14 protein-coding genes are annotated in these 16260 nt (G+C 56.9%); 8 read left to right on the top strand and 6 right to left on the bottom strand.

The window, feature by feature from the left end; translation table 11 throughout:
• Positions 1-244: 244 nt before the first annotated feature.
• The 4 genes from BD01_RS11400 to BD01_RS05080 are packed head-to-tail and all read left to right on the top strand — an operon-like array spanning position 245 to position 8085.
• On the top strand, positions 245-5140 hold the full coding sequence (locus tag BD01_RS11400; protein WP_245599275.1) for a glycosyl hydrolase family 18 protein: 4896 nt from the start codon (positions 245-247) through the stop codon (positions 5138-5140).
• A 28-nt stretch (positions 5141-5168) separates the two neighbouring features.
• On the top strand, positions 5169-6935 hold the full coding sequence (locus tag BD01_RS11150) for a glycosyl hydrolase family 18 protein (RefSeq protein ID WP_084606319.1): 1767 nt from the start codon (positions 5169-5171) through the stop codon (positions 6933-6935).
• 39 nt (positions 6936-6974) lie between these two features.
• Positions 6975-7403 carry a DUF6849 domain-containing protein gene (locus BD01_RS05085; RefSeq protein ID WP_042690734.1) on the top strand — a complete coding sequence of 143 codons (429 nt, stop codon included), beginning with the start codon at positions 6975-6977 and terminating at the stop codon, positions 7401-7403.
• Positions 7372-8085, top strand: coding sequence for an endonuclease III domain-containing protein (locus tag BD01_RS05080; RefSeq protein WP_042690733.1), 714 nt, complete (start codon positions 7372-7374; stop codon positions 8083-8085). The genes BD01_RS05085 and BD01_RS05080 overlap by 32 nt, the downstream gene beginning before the upstream one ends.
• Here BD01_RS05080 and BD01_RS05075 read toward each other — a convergent pair.
• From BD01_RS05075 to BD01_RS05065, 3 genes are read right to left on the bottom strand one after another with little or no spacing between them, the layout of a single operon-like run.
• Positions 8063-8809 carry a hypothetical protein gene (locus BD01_RS05075; RefSeq protein WP_042690731.1) on the bottom strand — a complete coding sequence of 249 codons (747 nt, stop codon included), beginning with the start codon at positions 8807-8809 and terminating at the stop codon, positions 8063-8065. The two genes, BD01_RS05080 and BD01_RS05075, sit on opposite strands and share 23 nt — an antisense overlap.
• A gap of 57 nt (positions 8810-8866) precedes the next feature.
• Positions 8867-9445, bottom strand: a complete 579-nt coding sequence (locus BD01_RS05070) for a potassium channel family protein (protein ID WP_042690730.1) — start codon at positions 9443-9445, stop codon at positions 8867-8869.
• Complete coding sequence (locus BD01_RS05065; RefSeq protein ID WP_042690728.1) at positions 9438-10043, bottom strand: potassium channel family protein; 606 nt, start codon at positions 10041-10043, stop codon at positions 9438-9440. Before BD01_RS05065 ends, BD01_RS05070 begins: the two co-directional genes overlap by 8 nt.
• A gap of 85 nt (positions 10044-10128) precedes the next feature.
• Between BD01_RS05065 and BD01_RS05060 the strand changes: the two genes are divergently transcribed.
• The 4 genes from BD01_RS05060 (at position 10129) to BD01_RS05045 (ending at position 14352) form a co-directional block, all read left to right on the top strand.
• Positions 10129-11292 carry a magnesium transporter gene (locus tag BD01_RS05060; RefSeq protein ID WP_042693172.1) on the top strand — a complete coding sequence of 388 codons (1164 nt, stop codon included), beginning with the start codon at positions 10129-10131 and terminating at the stop codon, positions 11290-11292.
• A complete protein-coding gene (locus tag BD01_RS05055; protein WP_042690727.1) occupies positions 11289-12062 on the top strand; it encodes a sugar phosphate isomerase/epimerase family protein in 774 nt (257 codons plus the stop codon). The genes BD01_RS05060 and BD01_RS05055 overlap by 4 nt, the downstream gene beginning before the upstream one ends.
• Before the next feature lie 87 nt (positions 12063-12149).
• Entirely contained in the window at positions 12150-13571 is a 1422-nt protein-coding gene (locus BD01_RS05050) for an acetate--CoA ligase family protein (protein ID WP_042690726.1), read from the top strand.
• A gap of 19 nt (positions 13572-13590) precedes the next feature.
• Complete coding sequence (locus BD01_RS05045; RefSeq protein WP_042690724.1) at positions 13591-14352, top strand: acetate--CoA ligase family protein; 762 nt, start codon at positions 13591-13593, stop codon at positions 14350-14352.
• Here the strand turns inward: BD01_RS05045 and BD01_RS05040 are convergent.
• From BD01_RS05040 to BD01_RS05030, 3 genes are all read right to left on the bottom strand, one after another.
• On the bottom strand, positions 14349-14705 hold the full coding sequence (locus BD01_RS05040; protein WP_042690722.1) for a hypothetical protein: 357 nt from the start codon (positions 14703-14705) through the stop codon (positions 14349-14351). The two genes, BD01_RS05045 and BD01_RS05040, sit on opposite strands and share 4 nt — an antisense overlap.
• 38 nt (positions 14706-14743) lie before the next feature.
• Positions 14744-15529, bottom strand: a complete 786-nt coding sequence (locus tag BD01_RS05035) for a PLP-dependent cysteine synthase family protein (RefSeq protein WP_042690720.1) — start codon at positions 15527-15529, stop codon at positions 14744-14746.
• A gap of 156 nt (positions 15530-15685) precedes the next feature.
• On the bottom strand, positions 15686-16258 hold the full coding sequence (locus tag BD01_RS05030; RefSeq protein ID WP_042690719.1) for an adenine nucleotide alpha hydrolase family protein: 573 nt from the start codon (positions 16256-16258) through the stop codon (positions 15686-15688).
• Positions 16259-16260: the final 2 nt, after the last annotated feature.

The raw sequence follows: 16260 nt of genomic DNA, 5'->3' as shown, positions 1-16260 counted from the left end.
ATTCATTTTTTGGACATGTTTAATTTCGACATATCGGATGATATGTTGTTTAAAAGCATTGTGGTTCATCCTTCATGAGGTCATTGGGAACTTTTCTCATTGAGCGATTTTGCCTTCAACCCGTTGAGGTTATGTCCACAAATCTAAGAAAATTTCCAAGTTTTGACAAGATTACAAAAACCGGGAAATTTATAAGGTGGACGTTATTGATAAATAATGAGCACCCATGCGGAGGTGACCACATTTGAATCGGAGACAGTTTTTGAGCATGGCCGTTGTGGCTGTTATGCTGTTCGCGGTGGTGCCCGCGGTAGTGCCTTTCTTCGGCCTTGTTTCCGCGTCTCAAATCCAGCTGAGCGGCAGTGCCGTTGCCTGGGATGTGGTTAACCTGACCTGGACGCCGGTTGAGAACGCCAAGGCCTACGAAATCTACCGCTCCACCGACCCGACCAACGTAATCAGCCCCGAGAACCTGCTTGTCGTCGTCAACTGGAGCAGTTATCCCCAGTACGAGCCCGGGAAGACTTACCTTCAGGGCGACATCGTCGAGTACGACGGTAAAATCTGGCGCGCCAAGTACTGGACCCAGAGCGCGCCCGGAGGGGATGCCTGGGAGCTTATAGGCGATGCAACACCGGCCACGGAGTATCTCGACCAGTACCACCTCAAGGCCAACACGACCTACTTCTACGCCGTCGTTCCGGTTCTTAGCGACGGCTCGAAGGGAACCCCCTCTGGAATCCTTCAGGTCACAACTCCCTACGAGCCGTACCGCGTCATTGTTTACTACATCTCATGGGCGCGCTACGCGAGGAAGTTCTACGTGAGCGACATTCCCTGGGACAAGGTTACCCACGTCAACTACGCCTTCCTCGACCTCAAGGAGGACGGAACGGTTACCTACTACGACACCTACGCCGACCCGCTCAACCTGGAGGAGATTAAGAAGTACAAGGAGAAGTACCCGGCCGTCAAGGTTCTCGTTTCTGTCGGCGGCTGGACTCTGAGCAAGTACTTCTCACCGGTTGCGGCCGACCCGGCCAAGAGGCAGAGGTTCGCCGAGAGCGTGCTGGAGATAATAAGGAAGTACAACTTGGACGGCGTTGACATCGACTGGGAGTACCCCGGCGGAGGGGGACTTGAGAGCAACTACGTAAGCCCCGACGACGGGAAGAACTTCGTGCTCCTGCTCAAGACCATAAGGGAGGTCTTTGACCAGGCCGAGAAGGTTGACCACAAAGATTACCTCATAACCGCCGCCGTTCCGGCCGACCCGCTCAAAGCTTCCCGCATCAACTGGACCGAGGCGAGCAAGTACCTCGACTCGATAAACGTCATGACCTACGACTACCACGGCGCCTGGGAGAACGTGACCGGCCACAACGCCCCGCTCTACGCCGACCCGAACGCCCCCTACACCGACCCCAACGTCAAGTGGAACTTCAACGTGAACGCGTCAATACAGTGGTACATCAGCCACGTTCCGGATAAGACCAAGATAACCCTCGGACTTCCCTTCTACGGCAGGAGCTTCGCCAACGTTCCGCCCACCAACAACGGCCTCTACCAGAGCTTCAGCGGAACCCCCGACGGAACGTGGGGTCCGGCCTCCGAGACCTACGGCGTCATGGACTACTGGGACATCGCCGACAAGATAGCGAGCGGCGAGTACGAGCGCCACTGGGACCCGATTGCGATGGTTCCCTACGCCTACTCGCCCACCAAGAAGGTCTTCATAAGCTACGACGACCCCGAGAGCATCGGAATAAAGGTGGACTACGCCCTCAAGAACGGCATAGGCGGAGTCATGGTCTGGGAAATCACCGCAGACAGGAAGCCCGGAACCAGCGACCACCCGCTCCTCGATACAATCCTGGAGCACCTGAAGGAAAAACCGCCGGCCTGGATTCCCGACACATACTACATCGGTTCCAGCGTTCCCGCCAACCTGACCGTTCCTGAGCCCGTTTACAACGAGACGACCCCGAGCACGGGCAATGAGAGCCCGGTCAACCAGACCACCCCCGATAACTCAACTTCCGAGGGCTCCGCTCCGTCCGACAACCAGACGGTCCCCGACAACTCGACCTCTGGCGACACCGGAGTCCCGGACAACCAGACTGACACCACGCCTGACAACCAGACCGGGACGACCCCGAGCAATGAAACCGGAAGCACTCCGGGCACTCCCGCGGAGAACGTCACCCTCTACAAACCGGGAACAATCAGCGTTAAGCACACCAACTGGGGAACTGGCGGTGAGTACGACATCACTCTCAACCTCGGCGGCCAATACGACTGGGAGCTCTACGTTAAACTCGAAGGGGCAACCCTCGCGAGCTACTGGAGCGCGGACAAGAGCACGAACGGAACCTGGATAGTGTTCACACCCAAGAGCTGGAACAGGGGACCAACTGCGAGCTTTGGATTCACCTATCAGGGAAGCGTTGAGAACATCACGATGGTTCTCGTAATCAACGGCGTCGTCTGGGACGTCTGGCCAGAGGGGCCCGTCCCGGCCGACTTCTCTTCCCTTTCTTCCGTGCCCTCAGAAACCACCAACGGCGGAACCGACAACTCCAACGTGGCAATCGCCGCGAAGGTCAGCTGGCCGGACAGGGTCTTCTCGCCCTACGTTGACATAACCCTTTGGCCGACGCCCTCGATAAGCGAGATGATGAAGAAGACCGGTGTAAGGTTCTTCAACTTGGCGTTCATCATAGCATCGAGCGACGGCACCTGCACTCCGGCGTGGGCTGGAGCCTACAAGGTAAGCGACGGCTTCTACGTCGATGAAATCAACAAGGTTCGTCAGATGGGTGGCGACGTCCTCATAGCCTTCGGCGGTGCCAACGGACCGTACCTCGCGGAGAAGTGTTCAACTCCCGAGGAGCTCGCCCAGGCCATTGAAGAGGTCATCAAGACCTACAATGCCACGTGGCTCACCTTCGACGTTGAGGGCTCATACCTGCAGGACACTGCCCAGAACGACAGGCGCGCCAAGGCTCTTGCCATAATTCAGCGGAAGTACCCGAACGTTCACATAGGCTTTACCCTCCCTGTTCTCCCGAGTGGCCTCACCCAGCCGGGAATAGACCTCCTGAAGAACGCAATCCAGAACGGCGTCAGGATTGACAGGGTTGACATAATGGCGATGGACTACGGCGACTGGGCGGCTCCAAACCCTGACGGCAAGATGGGCGACTACGCCATTCAAGCCGCTCAAAACACCTTTAAACAGCTCAAGGAGCTGTTCCCCAACAAGAGCGACGCCGAGATTTGGAAGATGATTAGCATAACGCCGATGATTGGCGTCAACGACGTCACCAGCGAGGTCTTCTACCCGAGCGACGCCTGGAAGCTCCTTGACTGGGCCAATGAGACTGGAGTTGGAATGCTCTCCATGTGGTCAATGACGAGAGACCACCCGGGAAGCGGTGCCGTTTCGCCCCACCACTCCAGCCTTCCCGACATCGAGGACTACGAGTTCAGCAGGATATTCAACCTCTACACGGACCAGAGCAACCTGCCGCCGCTGAGCTTCACGCCCGAACTCGGTCCGGTTCCAAGGGAGGACAACCAGACCGAAGCAGTTCCGGTGAACGAGACCCAGTCTGACGGAGGCGCTTCATCCAACCAAACCACCACGGACAACCAGACCGTCCAGGAAGAGCCCCAAGACACAACTCCAACGAACCAGACCGAAACCACTCCCTCAAACCAGACTGCCCCGGACGACTCCACCTCTGGAGGCTCTGAGACTCCCGCGGACCAGACCGGTGACCTCGTTAAGCCCGGTGCGATAAGCGTCAAGGTTACCGACTGGGGAAGCACGGAGTACGACGTGACCCTGGACTTGGGCGGTCAGTATGATTGGGTCGTCAGGGTAAAGCTCAAAGACGGCTCAAGGATAACGAGCATTTGGAGCGTCAACAAGGCCGAGGAGAATGGATGGATTGTGCTCACCCCTGTAAGCTGGAACAAGGGCCCCACCGCCAGCTTCGGATTCATAGCCAGCGGAAGCAAGCCCGTTGAGCAGATGGTCCTTGAGGTGAACGGTCAGGTTTGGGACGTCTGGCCCGAGGGAAGCTCCGTTCCCTCAGAAAACACCGAGAACCAGACTACATCTGATAACTCGACCTCGGAGAGCCCCTCAACTCCGTCTGAGAACCAGACCGTTCCCGATAACGGCACGGCTTACGTTCCTGCCGGGTCGGGGCTTCCAGAGCACTTCTTCGCGCCATACATTGACATGACCCTCACCGATGTCCACAGGCCCCTCGTCGAGTACTACAACCTCACGGGGACGCCCTACTTCACCCTCGCCTTCGTTCTCTACGGCTCAGCTCAGAACGGGCCGAGCTGGGGAGGGAAGCTGCCGCTCGACTACTATCTCAACGAGGTTAAGGAGCTCAGAGAAGCCGGCGGTGACGTCATAATAGCCTTCGGCGGTGCGGTCGGACCGTACCTCTGCCAGCAGGCCCAGAATGCCGAACAGCTCGCGAACTGGTACCTCCAGGTTATTGACCTATACAACGCCACTTACCTCGACTTCGACATAGAGTCCTCCGTGAACGCCGACCTCCTCGCCGATGCCCTGCTCATAGTCCAGCGCGAGAGAAACGTCAGCATAAGCTTCACCCTCCCAAGCGACCCTGGAGCGGGCCTCGTTGGCAACGGCTATTCGATAATCCAGACGATGGTTCAGAAGGGGGTGAAGATTGACAGGGTCAACGTCATGACGATGGACTACTACTGGACGCCATCAAACGCGGACAACGCCATAAAGGTTGCCGAGCACCTCTTCAGCCAGCTCAAGAGCCTCTATCCCAGCAAGAGCGACGAGGAGATATGGGGAATGATTGGCCTCACCCCGATGATTGGTGTAAACGACGACCACAGCGTCTTCACCCTAAGCGACGCTCAGAAGCTCGTTGACTGGGCCGTGGAACACAAGATACGCGCGCTGGCCTTCTGGAGCGTTGACCGCGACCATCCCGGTCCTGAGGGGCAGGTTTCGCCGCTCCACAGGGGCACGAGCGACCCAGACTGGGCCTACAGCCACGTCTTCGTCCAGTTCATGAACGCCTTTGTTAACGATTCCAGCGCCTCAGCGCAGGCTGTCGCCGTCCCCGTCTGATTTCCCTTTCCTTTTCAGGGGTGGTTCTATGAACCGCGTCCTCTCTATTCTCCTTGTTTTTCTCGTTGTCTGTTCTATCGGGACGGCTCTTCCTGGAAGGGCTTCTGCAAACAACATCCCTCAGCTCAACGGGAACATCCTAGGCTGGGACGCCGTAAACCTCACTTGGAACCCGGTTAAAGGTGCAATAGCGTATCGCGTTTATCGGAGCACCTCCATGGACAACCTGACGGAGAGCCTTCTCATCACCGTGAACTGGAGCAACTACTCCAAGTTCAATCCCGGGGAGGCCTACCTCACCGGTGAGATAGTGGAGTACAACGGTTCCCTCTGGCGGGCCAAGCACGTCACGTCCAGCCCTCCAGGGGGCGGGGACTGGGAGAGGCTCGGTCCAATAATCCCGGCCACCAACTTCGTTGACGACTCCTTAAGGGGAAACACGACTTACTACTACTTCATCCGGCCGGTTTTCAAGGGTGGCAAGCTTGGAAGGCCCTCCAACGTCTTAATAGTGAAAACACCTCCCCAGCCGTACCGCATCGTCGTCTACTACATCTCCTGGGGCATCTACGCGAGGGCGTTCTCACCCTACAGCATACCCTTCGAGAACGTCACCCACGTGCTCTACGCCTTCCTGAAGCCCCTGCCGAACGGAACCGTCACGTGGGCCGACCCGTACGCGGACCCAATGAACTTTGAGGCACTTCAAAGGCTTAAAAAGAAATATCCAGCCGTCAAAATCCTCGTCTCCGTTGGAGGATGGACACTGAGCAAGTACTTCTCCGACATAGCCGCAGACCCCATCAAGCGCGAGAACTTTGCGGGGAGCGTCGTTGAGATACTCAAAAAGTACGGCTTCGACGGCGTTGACATCGACTGGGAGTACCCCGGCGGAGGGGGCATGGAGGGGAACCACGTCCGGCCCGATGACGGAGAGAACTTCGTCCTCCTTCTCAAAACCCTCAGGAAAGCCCTCGACAACGCGAGCACGTGGAAGCATTACCTCCTGACCGTCGCCGCGCCGGCTGACACGACCATAGCGTCCCGGGTGAACTGGGGGGAGGTTTCAAAAATCGTTGATTTCATAGACGTCATGGCCTACGACTACGCGGGGCCTTGGCTGAACGTCACCTACTTCAACGCGCCCCTCTACCGGGACCCCAGCGGGCCCGGGCTCGGGAGCGTCAATGAAACGATAAGCTGGTACCTGAAGAGGGTTCCCGGCGAGAAGCTCGTCCTCGGAGTTCCCTTCTACGGCAGGAGCTTCGCCAACGTTCCACCGACCAATCATGGTCTCTACCAGCCCTTTAATGGCACTCCCTCCGGCACCTGGGGGCCGGCTGTGGAAACGCATGGGGTTATGGATTACTGGGATATAGCCGGCAGGATAGCGAGCGGAAAGTGCACCCGCTACTGGAGCAGCGCCTCAAAGGTGCCCTGGGCCTACTGCAGGGGCGTTTTCATAACCTACGACGACCCCGAGAGCATAGCGATTAAGGTGGAATACGCCCTCAACCACACCCTGGGGGGCGTTATGGTCTGGGAAATCACCGCAGATAGGAAGCCGAAGACGGAGAGCCATCCCCTGCTCGCCGCGATTCTTAGAACGCTCGGCGAGAAGCCTCCGGCGTGGATTCCCGATGAGCACGTCCTTGGGGTCAGCAGGCGGGTTCACGTCGGGGTTCAGCGGCCGACGACGGCCTCGCCGCCAGAGACGTCCAGCGGAATCTGCGGACCCGGTGCAGTCCTGCTCTTTGCCCTTGCAGTCCTTCCGCTAACCACGCGGAGGCGCTAACCTTTTTTCCTCACCTCCCAATCCCTTTTTGGTGGTTCCATGAAGGTCGTTTTAAAACCTCTCTTCGAGGCTGAACTTCCAGCCGGTTTCGAGGATATAGTGAGGGAGAAGCTCAGGGGCAGGGAGCTGAAGACTGGAGAGACCGTCGAGGTGGAACTCCTTGGAAAGCCCCTGCCGTTTAAGGTTCTCTTAGCGGAGCCGAGCCCCCTGAAGGTGGACAAGGCCACAAAAATCGAGTTCTCCGCTGGGGAGGTCGAGGAGTTCACGCTCGAGTTCGAGAGGGAGGTAAATGATGCCGTTCCCTTTGCGAAGGGGCTCGTCGTCGTCCTCGGGAGCGAGGTTCGAATCTACAACTGGAGCGGGCAAAAGGTTTATAGCAGAGAGTTCGAGAACCTGAAAAAGGTTAGAGTGGCCGAGGGAAAGGTGGTGGTAGTGCATGGCAGGGAAGTCACGGTCGTTGAGCCTTGAGGGCTTCACCTTCGAGGAGAGCTGGGAGGAGAAGAGGAAAAGGGCCGAAAAAATCGTTGAAATCCTCATGAAGACTCACCCGAGGGAAAAGCTCCTAATCGGCGACCCCTACAGGACGCTGGTTCACTGCATAATCTCCCAGCGCATGAGGGACGAAGTAACTTATCGCGTCTGGGAGGAGCTTTTTGAGAAATACAGGGACATCGAGACGATAGCCAACACGCCGGTTGACGAGATGCGCGAGTTCCTCAGGAAGAGGGGCGTCGGCCTCTGGAAGACGAAGGGCGAGTGGATTGTGGAAGCCTCGCGGATAATCCTTGAGAAGTACGGTGGCAGAGTGCCCGATGACATCAACGAGCTGATGAAACTGCCCGGCATCGGCCGGAAGTGCGCCAACATCGTTCTGGCTTACGGCTTTGGAAGGCAGGCCATTCCCGTTGATACTCACGTGAACAGGATAAGCAAGCGCCTCGGTCTGGCCCCGCCGAGGGTTCCTCCGGAGAAGGTCGAGGAATACTTGATGGAGCTGATTCCGAGGGACAAGTGGATTTACGTGAACCACGCGATGGTAGACCACGGGAGGAGCATATGCAAGCCGATAAGGCCGAAGTGCGAAAGCTGTCCGCTGAAGGAGCTCTGTCCCTACGCGAAGGGGCTCGTCAGGGACGAGGATATACGGTAGTTTCGTTTTTGTACCTCACAACTATCCTGGATGTCGGCTCTGGAAGGTTGTAGATGTGGAGCTTCACTGGGAGCCTGACAACCATCGCTTCCCGCCTGGACGTGAAAAAGCCCGTTCTCACCAGGTATTCAACGCGGACCTCAAGGAGAACGCTCCCGTTGCATGTGGAGCCGTTTTGGAGCAGGGTAAAGTCCGGATGGAGATACAGCCTTACCTTCCTGCCCCAGAGGGGCTTAACCGCCCAGAACCGGGCGCACAGACTTTCCTCGCTTTCGCCGGGACAGCTCGGCCCTCCTTCGAATTTGGGAGGGATGACGATGGGGTTGGGGTCTGCAAAATCGGGCCAGATTTCGTCGGCCCATCCATCGCCGGCGAGGGTGGCCCTGACCGAGATGTGCTCTATTGAAGTTGTCCGGTTTGGGGACAGCGTTATCAGGAGTGGCCCTTCAATACTGCACTGCCCTGCGGTGGCCCACAGCGCCCGGGGGATATACCGGAGTCTCATGCCGACGGAGCCGTTAACTTCTCTTTCGACGAACCCCAGTGTCCTGAAGTCCCCGAGGATGCTTGAGAGGTTGGAGCCGTTTGAGGTTATGTTCTCTCCCTCAAGCCAGAAAACGCGGGAGCTTCCGTGATGCACTAAGGTTCTCTCGTGGAGCCACGCGAGGGAATACGCAGTTACGAGGAGAACACCCAGCACTACCGCCAGAGTCCTCAGCTTCACCGCGACCACTGCAAGAGAAACTACAGCAGAGAATAAAAAGTTTTCGAATGAAAGAGGTCACTCCTCCTCTTCCACTTCCTCGCCCGCCAGCTTTCTCAGCTTGTCCATGTCCGAGCTGACCGCTATGAGGACGTCACCTTCTTCAATCGTGTCCTTCCTTCCGGGGTTGTAGATGTAGCGCTCGCCGCGCTTTATTGCCAGAATCCTCGTGCCTATCTTGCTCGGAAGCTTGAGCTGTTCAAGGGTCTTGCCGATGAGAACCGAGCCGGCCCTTACAGTAACGCGACCGAGCTCCTCCTCGGTGTCCTCCATTATCTTCTGAATAATCGGGTGGGGCTCGATGTCGCGGAGGATTATGTCCGCTATCCCGTAGGCGGCATCGCTTATGCGCTCGTTGATGTCCGCCAGGTCTATTATGCTCAGCAGGCTTTCGGGGTCTTCTTCCCTCTTAGCCGCGCGGAGGGCAAGCTTCTTGACCTTCAAAGTCAGGTCGTCCATCTTCTCCTCTAAGAGATAGACCTCCTCGGCTATGTCCTCGCTGTTGTACATGACCGATGAAAAGGCCAGGTCAATCATGAGGGCCGATAAATCCTTCATCTCGACGAGGCAGTTCCTAATCTCGTCGAACTCATTCATTGGGCATCACCTTGATGTTGCCCCTCGCTATCTCCTTCAGGTAGTCCAGGGCAGTTCTCGTTCCCCTGCCGATGAGGATGTCGTTGGGGAATATCTTGGTGTCCTCGTCGGGGTCGAAAATCCACCTCTTTCCGCGCCTTATTGCGATTATCCTCACCCCGGTGTTCGTCGCGAGGTCGAGCTCCTCAAGGGTTTTGCCGACCAGCACAGACTCGGGGGAAACGACGATTTTGCCTATGGTTTCTTCGCTCTCCAGGATTACTTCTGTAATCAGCGGATGGAGCTTTTCCTCAAGGACCATTTTCGCCAAATCCCCTGCCGCGTCGGAGATGTCGTCTATGGAGCGGGCCATCTGGAGAATGGACGTTATCCTTTCCGCTTCTTTCATATTCCTCGCCGCCAAAACGGCCCTCACCGCGAGGTTGTAGTTCAGTATGTCAAGGTATTCCTCAAGCTCCAAAACCTCCTCCGCCATCTCCTTCTCCTTGAAGAGAACCGCCGAATAGGCCAAATCAACCATGAGCTCGGCCGTGTTCTTCATCTCGATGAAGATGTCCTTAACGTTCTTGGGAACCTCAACCTCGTCCCATTCCTCCACTCCCGCTTCACCGGTCTAAGTTGGGCGGGCGATTATTTAACTTTTCGGCACAAACGTTTAAATGCCCTCCAGCGACTTTCCCTCGATGTCGTTTGGTGATAAGGTTCGAAACGCCTTCAGGGTGTCCCTTCCCTCACTCGTCCTTTCGCTAGTCATAGGTTTCTTCGGGGGAACGTTCCTCGGCAAATACCTCGACAGAATCAGGAAAAGCTACCCGGGCCTGCTCGTCATCCTCCCTGGAATGATGGGTCTCCGCGGAAACGTTTTCAGCTCGATGGCCTCGCGCTTTTCCACGATGCTCTACCTCGGTGAGCTCGAGCCCTCGATGAAGGACAGAAAGGTCCTCGAGAACGTCGTCATCGCCATGCTCCTTTCGCTGATTCCCGTAACGCTCCTCTGGGCGATAGGTGTCATAAGGGGAATCCGCTATCACGCGTTCGAGATACTCTTCATAGTCATCGGCTCGACGATACTCGTCTCGCTAATCCTCGGCTACTTCACGGCTGGAATAACAATCCTGGCCTTCAAGAGGGACGTTGACCCCGACAGCCTCGCGGCACCTCTCGTCGCCTCGATGGGCGATTTGCTGACGATTCCAACGCTAATCGGGTTCATTCTCCTCCTCGAGGCGAGCGGTAAGGCGTTCTGGACACTAAACGGGGCTTCACTCCTCCTCCTGCTCGTCCTCTGGTTCCTCTCCCGCGTCAGGTTTGCCGAGTTCCTGAAGTACAAGCAGCTCTTCACAACGATAACTGCCCTCGCGATGCTCAGCCTAATCTCGGGCTTCACCCTCGAGCGCTTCAGCGGGCTTATAGCCTCTACCGTAATCCTCGGCTTCGCTTACCCCTCAATCCTCAGCTCCTTCGGCAACTACGGCTCCATAATCGCCGCGAAAACCTCAACCAAGCTCAACCTCGGTGAGATTGAGAGCTACTTCTCGCGGGAGCCCTTTGAGGAAATCCTCGCGCTCCTCCTGACGGCCCCGATAATGGGCGTTCTCATCAACCTCTTCAGCGCGGGAATAGCCTATCTCCTCCTCGGTCTTGAGCCAAGGTTCGCCCTTGAGCTCGCCGTCACCTATCCCCTGATGGCCCTCTTCATAATGCTCTACGCCTACTCGCTCTCCTACGTCCTCTTCCAGCACAACATAGACCCGGACAGCGTTGCCATTCCCCTGATAGCGAACAACAGCGACATATTTGGAACCCTTTACGTCGTCGCGATAGCCAAGCTGATGGTGGGAGCATGATAGGGCTCTCGATGACGTCTTACACGGGTAGAACTCCTGAGGAGTTCGAACGCTGGCTCGAGGGAGCTGAAGGGCTCGGCTTCGACTTCGTCGAGCTGGTCAGCGAGTGGCCGAACTTCCTAACGAGGGAAACGTGGAAAACCTACGCCGACGTTCTCGGGAGCTTCGAGCTTGGGGTTACCGTCCACGCCCCGTTCAGCGACGTCAACATCGGCTCGCTCAACGAGAGGCTCAGGAGGGCTTCCATCGAAGTCCTGCGGGAGACGCTTGACGTTGCCTCCCGTCTGAACGCGCTCGTGGTTACGGTTCATCCTGGCCACTGCTCGCCGGCGAGCAGAAAGTTCAGGGAGGACTACAACAGAGTTCACCGCGATTCCCTTCGGGAGCTTGAGGGGCTTTCGGGGGAGTTCGGCGTTAAGGTCGGCGTTGAGAACATGCCGAGCTTTCCGATACTCGACGCCCAGACTCCCGAGAGGCTGGCCGAGCTTTTAGATGGCATTGGCCTCGGCGTCACCCTCGACGTCGGCCACCTCAACACCGTCGGCTTTCCCTTCGAGCGCTTTATGGCGCTCCTCGGCGATAGAATCGTTCACGTCCACCTCCACGACAACTCCGGGAAGAGCGACGAGCACCTGCCCCTCGGGAGGGGAACCGTCCCCTGGCGGAAGGTCCTGCCCAAGCTTATAAAGTTCAGCCGTGCCCTGGAGGTCTCGAGTCTCGACGACGCCCGGGTTAGTCTGGCCTTTCTCAGAGACATTGGTGAGCTTTGAAGTTCATTGAGGTCCATTTTTACAAAACGCAACCCTTTTATACATCCCCACCGAAGGAACTCTCGGATAACTTCTGGAGGGACGAGCATGGCTGAGAAGATAGTGGAGGAAATGAAACCCTTCTTCGACCCGAAGGCGGTCGCTATCATCGGTGCAACCAACAAGAAGGGGAAGGTTGGTAACGTTATCTTCGAGAACTTCAAGATGAACAAGGAGCGCGGGGTATTCAAGGGCAACATCTACCCCGTGAACCCCAAGCTCGACGAGATTGACGGATACAAGGTTTATCACAGCGTTGAGGAGCTTCCTGATGACACCGATTTGGCGGTTATTTCGATTCCGGCCCCCTTCGTGCCCGATACGATGAGGCAGATAGCGAAGAAGGGCATAAAGGCCGTCATCATAATCACCGGTGGTTTTGGAGAGCTCGGTGAAGAGGGCAAGAAGCTCGAACGCGAAATCCTTGAAATTGCCAGGGAGAACGGCATACGCGTCATCGGTCCGAACTGTGTTGGCGTTTACGTCCCAGATACCGGCGTTGACACCGTCTTCCTGCCGGAGAGCAAGATGGACAGGCCCGAGAGCGGGCCGATAGCGTTCGTCAGTCAGAGCGGTGCCTTCGCGGCCGCGATGCTTGACTGGGCGGCAGGAGCGGGCATAGGAATCGGCAAGATGGTCAGCTACGGAAACAAGCTCGACGTTGATGACGCCGATTTGATGGACTACTTCATCCACGATGATAGCATAAACGTCGTTACCTTCTACATCGAGGGCGTCAAGGACGGAAGGAAGTTCATAGAGGCTGCCAAGAGGATAACGAAGGTCAAGCCCGTCATCGCCCTCAAGAGCGGAAGGACCGAGTACGGAGCCAAAGCGGCATCGAGCCACACCGGTTCTCTGGCTGGTGCTGACACGATTTACGACGCGGTCTTCAAGCAGACGGGCATTATACGGGCTGAGGACTTCGAGCACATGTTCGACCTGGCCAAGGCCTTTGCCCAGCTCGTTCACAAGCTCCCGAAGGGCGACAGGATAGGCATCATCACCGACGGCGGTGGAGCAGGAGTCATGGCCAGCGACGCGGTGGCGAAGTTCGGCCTCAAGATGGCAGACCTCAGCGAGGAAACCGTCAAGTTCCTCAAGGAGAAGTTCCCACCGCACGCGGTCGTCGGCAACCCCACTGACGTCGTTGGAGACACCGACGCGGAGCGCTACAGACTCGCTTTGGAGGCCTTCACCAAGGACCCGAACGTTGACGCGATACTCGTCATAGTGCTCTTCCAGGTTCCTCTCCTTGAGGAGGAGAAGGTCATTGACATCATAGCCGACTACCAGAAGAAGAGCGACAAGCCGATTGTGGCCGTTGCGATGGGCGGTAAGAAGACCGACCGCTACGCGAGAATGCTGGAGGAGAAGGGCGTTCCCGTTTACCCGACCCCCGAGAGGGGCGTCCGCGCTTTAGCAGGCCTCGTGAGGTACGCCCAGTACCGGGAGAAGGCGAAGGAGTAACGCTTACGGTGGTGGTAGCATGAAGGAGGAAGCCCTTAAAGTTATTGAGTCCGTCCTGTCCCAGGGCAGGACGGCCATGGTTGAGTACGAGGCCAAGCAGGTTTTAAAGGCTTACGGCCTCCCCGTTCCGAACGAGAAGCTCGCCAAGACCCTCGATGAGGCTCTCAAGTACGCGGAGGAGATAGGCTACCCCGTTGCCCTGAAGTTGATGTCGCCCCAGATACTCCACAAGAGCGACGCGAAGGTCGTCATGCTGAACATAAAGAGCCCCGAGGAGCTCAAGCAGAAGTGGGAGGAGATACACGAGAACGCGAAGAAATACCGCCCAGATGCAGAAATCCTCGGCGTTCTCGTCGCCCCGATGCTCAGGCCCGGCAGGGAGATAATCATAGGTGTCACCGAGGACCCGCAGTTCGGCCACGCGATAATGTTCGGTCTCGGCGGAATCTTCGTCGAGGTTCTCAAGGACGTGACCTTCCGCATTATCCCAATTACGGAGCGCGACGCGAGGAAGATGATTAAGGAAATCAAGAGCTACCCGATTCTGGCAGGAGCGCGTGGAGAGGAGCCAGCTGATATAGACGCCATCGTTGACCTGCTCCTCAAGGTCAGCCAGCTGGTTGATGAGCTCAGGGACTACATTAAGGAGATGGACCTCAACCCCGTCTTCGTCTACGAGAAGGGCAAGGGCGCGGTTGTGGTCGACGCGAGGATTATCCTCAAGGAGCCGAAGGAAAAGAAGCCCGAGGTCAGCTCGGAGTACAAGGAGAGGTGCGCTTAATCGCCTTCTGGCCTCTCTTCCCTTTCCTCGGCCTCTTTTTCCTCCTTGTAGACGAGTTCGATGTAGCTCAAAAGGTCGTGCATTATGAAGAAGCTTATGCCGGCATCGATGGCGGAGTAGATGTTTCCAGAGATTAAGTAGAGCAACGCGAAGAAGAACTCTATCGCTATGTAGACCAGCGCGACCTTTATCGCCCTCCTGTTCTCCCGCCCGACGCCGTAAGCCAGGACGAGGTTGAGCAGGCCGAAGAACAGGTACGTAACCGAGCTCCAGTAGTAGGCGTAGCCGAGGAGGAGTATTCCGTTGATGGTGAGCAGGTACGTGGCGAGCCTTGGTGGCTTGAGGTTGAGCATGGAAAAAGTTGGAGGGGGCCTTTAAAGCCTTTCCTCCGTCAGGAGAACCTCTCAAAAATCTCGACGTACTTGAAGCCGTCGTCCGGGAAGATTAGGACAGTCGTTCCTTCCGGTTTTAGCTCCTTCATCGCCCGGTAAACGGCGCCGGAGCTCAACCCCACGAGGATTCCGTTGAGCCTTGCAACTTCCCTGACCCCTGCAATAGCTTCCTCAAGGGTAACCTCGACGACCTCATCAACATAGCTTATCCACTTCGGTCCGGTGTCAAGGCCCTTTATCCCGGGAATCCTCTCGCCCTTCGCAGGAACGACGCCCACAACCCTCGTTCCGTAGCGTTCCTTCAGATAGCTCCCAATCCCGGCGATGTGTCCGGAAGTGCCAACCCCCGCTATGAGGAGGTCGGGTCTCTTCCCGATGCTCTCCAGTTGCTCGGCTATCTCCCTTCCAGTCTCCCTGTGGGCCAGGAAGTTGTTCTCGTTCTCGTACTGGTTCAGGTTCAAGGCCCCGCTTCTCCCGGCCTCTTCCCTGACGAACTCCACCATTTCCCGGTCTATCGTCTCGAAGTCCGTTAGAACGACCTCCGCCCCGAGAACGCCGAGCAGAACGCGCGTGGCTTTCGGCGTTGGCCTCGGCAGGTAGGCCCTGAACTTTACACCGAGCACGTTGCTCAGCGAAGCGAGTGCTATTGCCGTGTTGCCGGAGCTTGCCTCAAAAACACTCCCAACGTTTCCGTTTTCAAGGGCCGAGAAGAGCAGTTTGTAGGCCGTTCTGTCCTTTATGCTCCTGCTGAACGGGTTAAAGAACTCTAACTTGGCAAAAGACATCCCCCCTCGTCCTCAGCCTGAGGAGGGGCGTCGGCTTGTATCTCTCGAACAGCTCGATACTGTTCTCGAACACGTTCATGGCCGTCACCGGGTGGAGTTAGGGAGTTTTCCTTAAAAACCTTCCTAAAACGTTCAGTTGTGGACAAAAATGGGTAATCACAGCAGGCCCCTAATCCTCTCGAACTCGCCCGGCGAGCCCCTGACTATCGGATACCTCGGCGTGAAGGGACAGCTTGGCTCCTCACGGGCGCTTATCTCGAAGGTTCCTATCTCCTTGGCTATCTGAACGATTTCCTCCTTGTCGAGTCCAATCAAGGGCCTCAGAACCGGCAGGTCGCTGGCAGAGCTTATTATGAGCAGGTTGTCGAGCGTCTGTGAAGCGACCTGTCCGAGGGAGTCGCCGGTTATTATCGCACTCGCTCCGACCTCGTGCCCAATCCTGCAGGCCCTTCTAAGCATCAGCCACTTGCAGAAGACGCAGGTCCAGCGCTCCTTCTTGAGCTCCTTCAGCCTCTTAAATACGGGCACGTGCTCCTCCGCGAAGTCCACCGTGATTAACTCGTCGAGCTTGCCGTATTTACTCAGAACCTCCCAGAGCTCGTGAACCTTCTCCTCCTTGATGGAATCCTGCCTGAAGTGAACCGGAACTACCTCGACTCCCTTCCGGAGCATCAGGTAGATTGCCACGGGTGAGTCGATGCCCGAGCTGAGCAGTGCGACGGCCTTCATGA

Origin of the sequence: Thermococcus nautili, from assembly GCF_000585495.1 — an archaeon.
GTDB lineage: Archaea > Methanobacteriota_B > Thermococci > Thermococcales > Thermococcaceae > Thermococcus > Thermococcus nautili.
The sequence above is the reverse complement of the archived record's forward strand: the minus strand, read 5'-3'. Positions and strand labels throughout refer to the sequence as shown.

Coding starts and splice junctions, on each gene's coding strand:
- BD01_RS05045 (WP_042690724.1), top strand. CDS start 13,591: ATGAAGGAGGAAGCCCTTAAAGTTATTGAGTCCGTCCTGTCCCAGGGC.
- BD01_RS11150 (WP_084606319.1), top strand. CDS start 5,169: ATGAACCGCGTCCTCTCTATTCTCCTTGTTTTTCTCGTTGTCTGTTCT.
- BD01_RS05080 (WP_042690733.1), top strand. CDS start 7,372: ATGGCAGGGAAGTCACGGTCGTTGAGCCTTGAGGGCTTCACCTTCGAG.
- BD01_RS05035 (WP_042690720.1), bottom strand. CDS start 15,529: ATGTCTTTTGCCAAGTTAGAGTTCTTTAACCCGTTCAGCAGGAGCATA.
- BD01_RS05050 (WP_042690726.1), top strand. CDS start 12,150: ATGGCTGAGAAGATAGTGGAGGAAATGAAACCCTTCTTCGACCCGAAG.
- BD01_RS05030 (WP_042690719.1), bottom strand. CDS start 16,258: ATGAAGGCCGTCGCACTGCTCAGCTCGGGCATCGACTCACCCGTGGCA.
- BD01_RS05055 (WP_042690727.1), top strand. CDS start 11,289: ATGATAGGGCTCTCGATGACGTCTTACACGGGTAGAACTCCTGAGGAG.
- BD01_RS05070 (WP_042690730.1), bottom strand. CDS start 9,445: ATGAATGAGTTCGACGAGATTAGGAACTGCCTCGTCGAGATGAAGGAT.
- BD01_RS05060 (WP_042693172.1), top strand. CDS start 10,129: ATGTCGTTTGGTGATAAGGTTCGAAACGCCTTCAGGGTGTCCCTTCCC.
- BD01_RS05085 (WP_042690734.1), top strand. CDS start 6,975: ATGAAGGTCGTTTTAAAACCTCTCTTCGAGGCTGAACTTCCAGCCGGT.
- BD01_RS05040 (WP_042690722.1), bottom strand. CDS start 14,705: ATGCTCAACCTCAAGCCACCAAGGCTCGCCACGTACCTGCTCACCATC.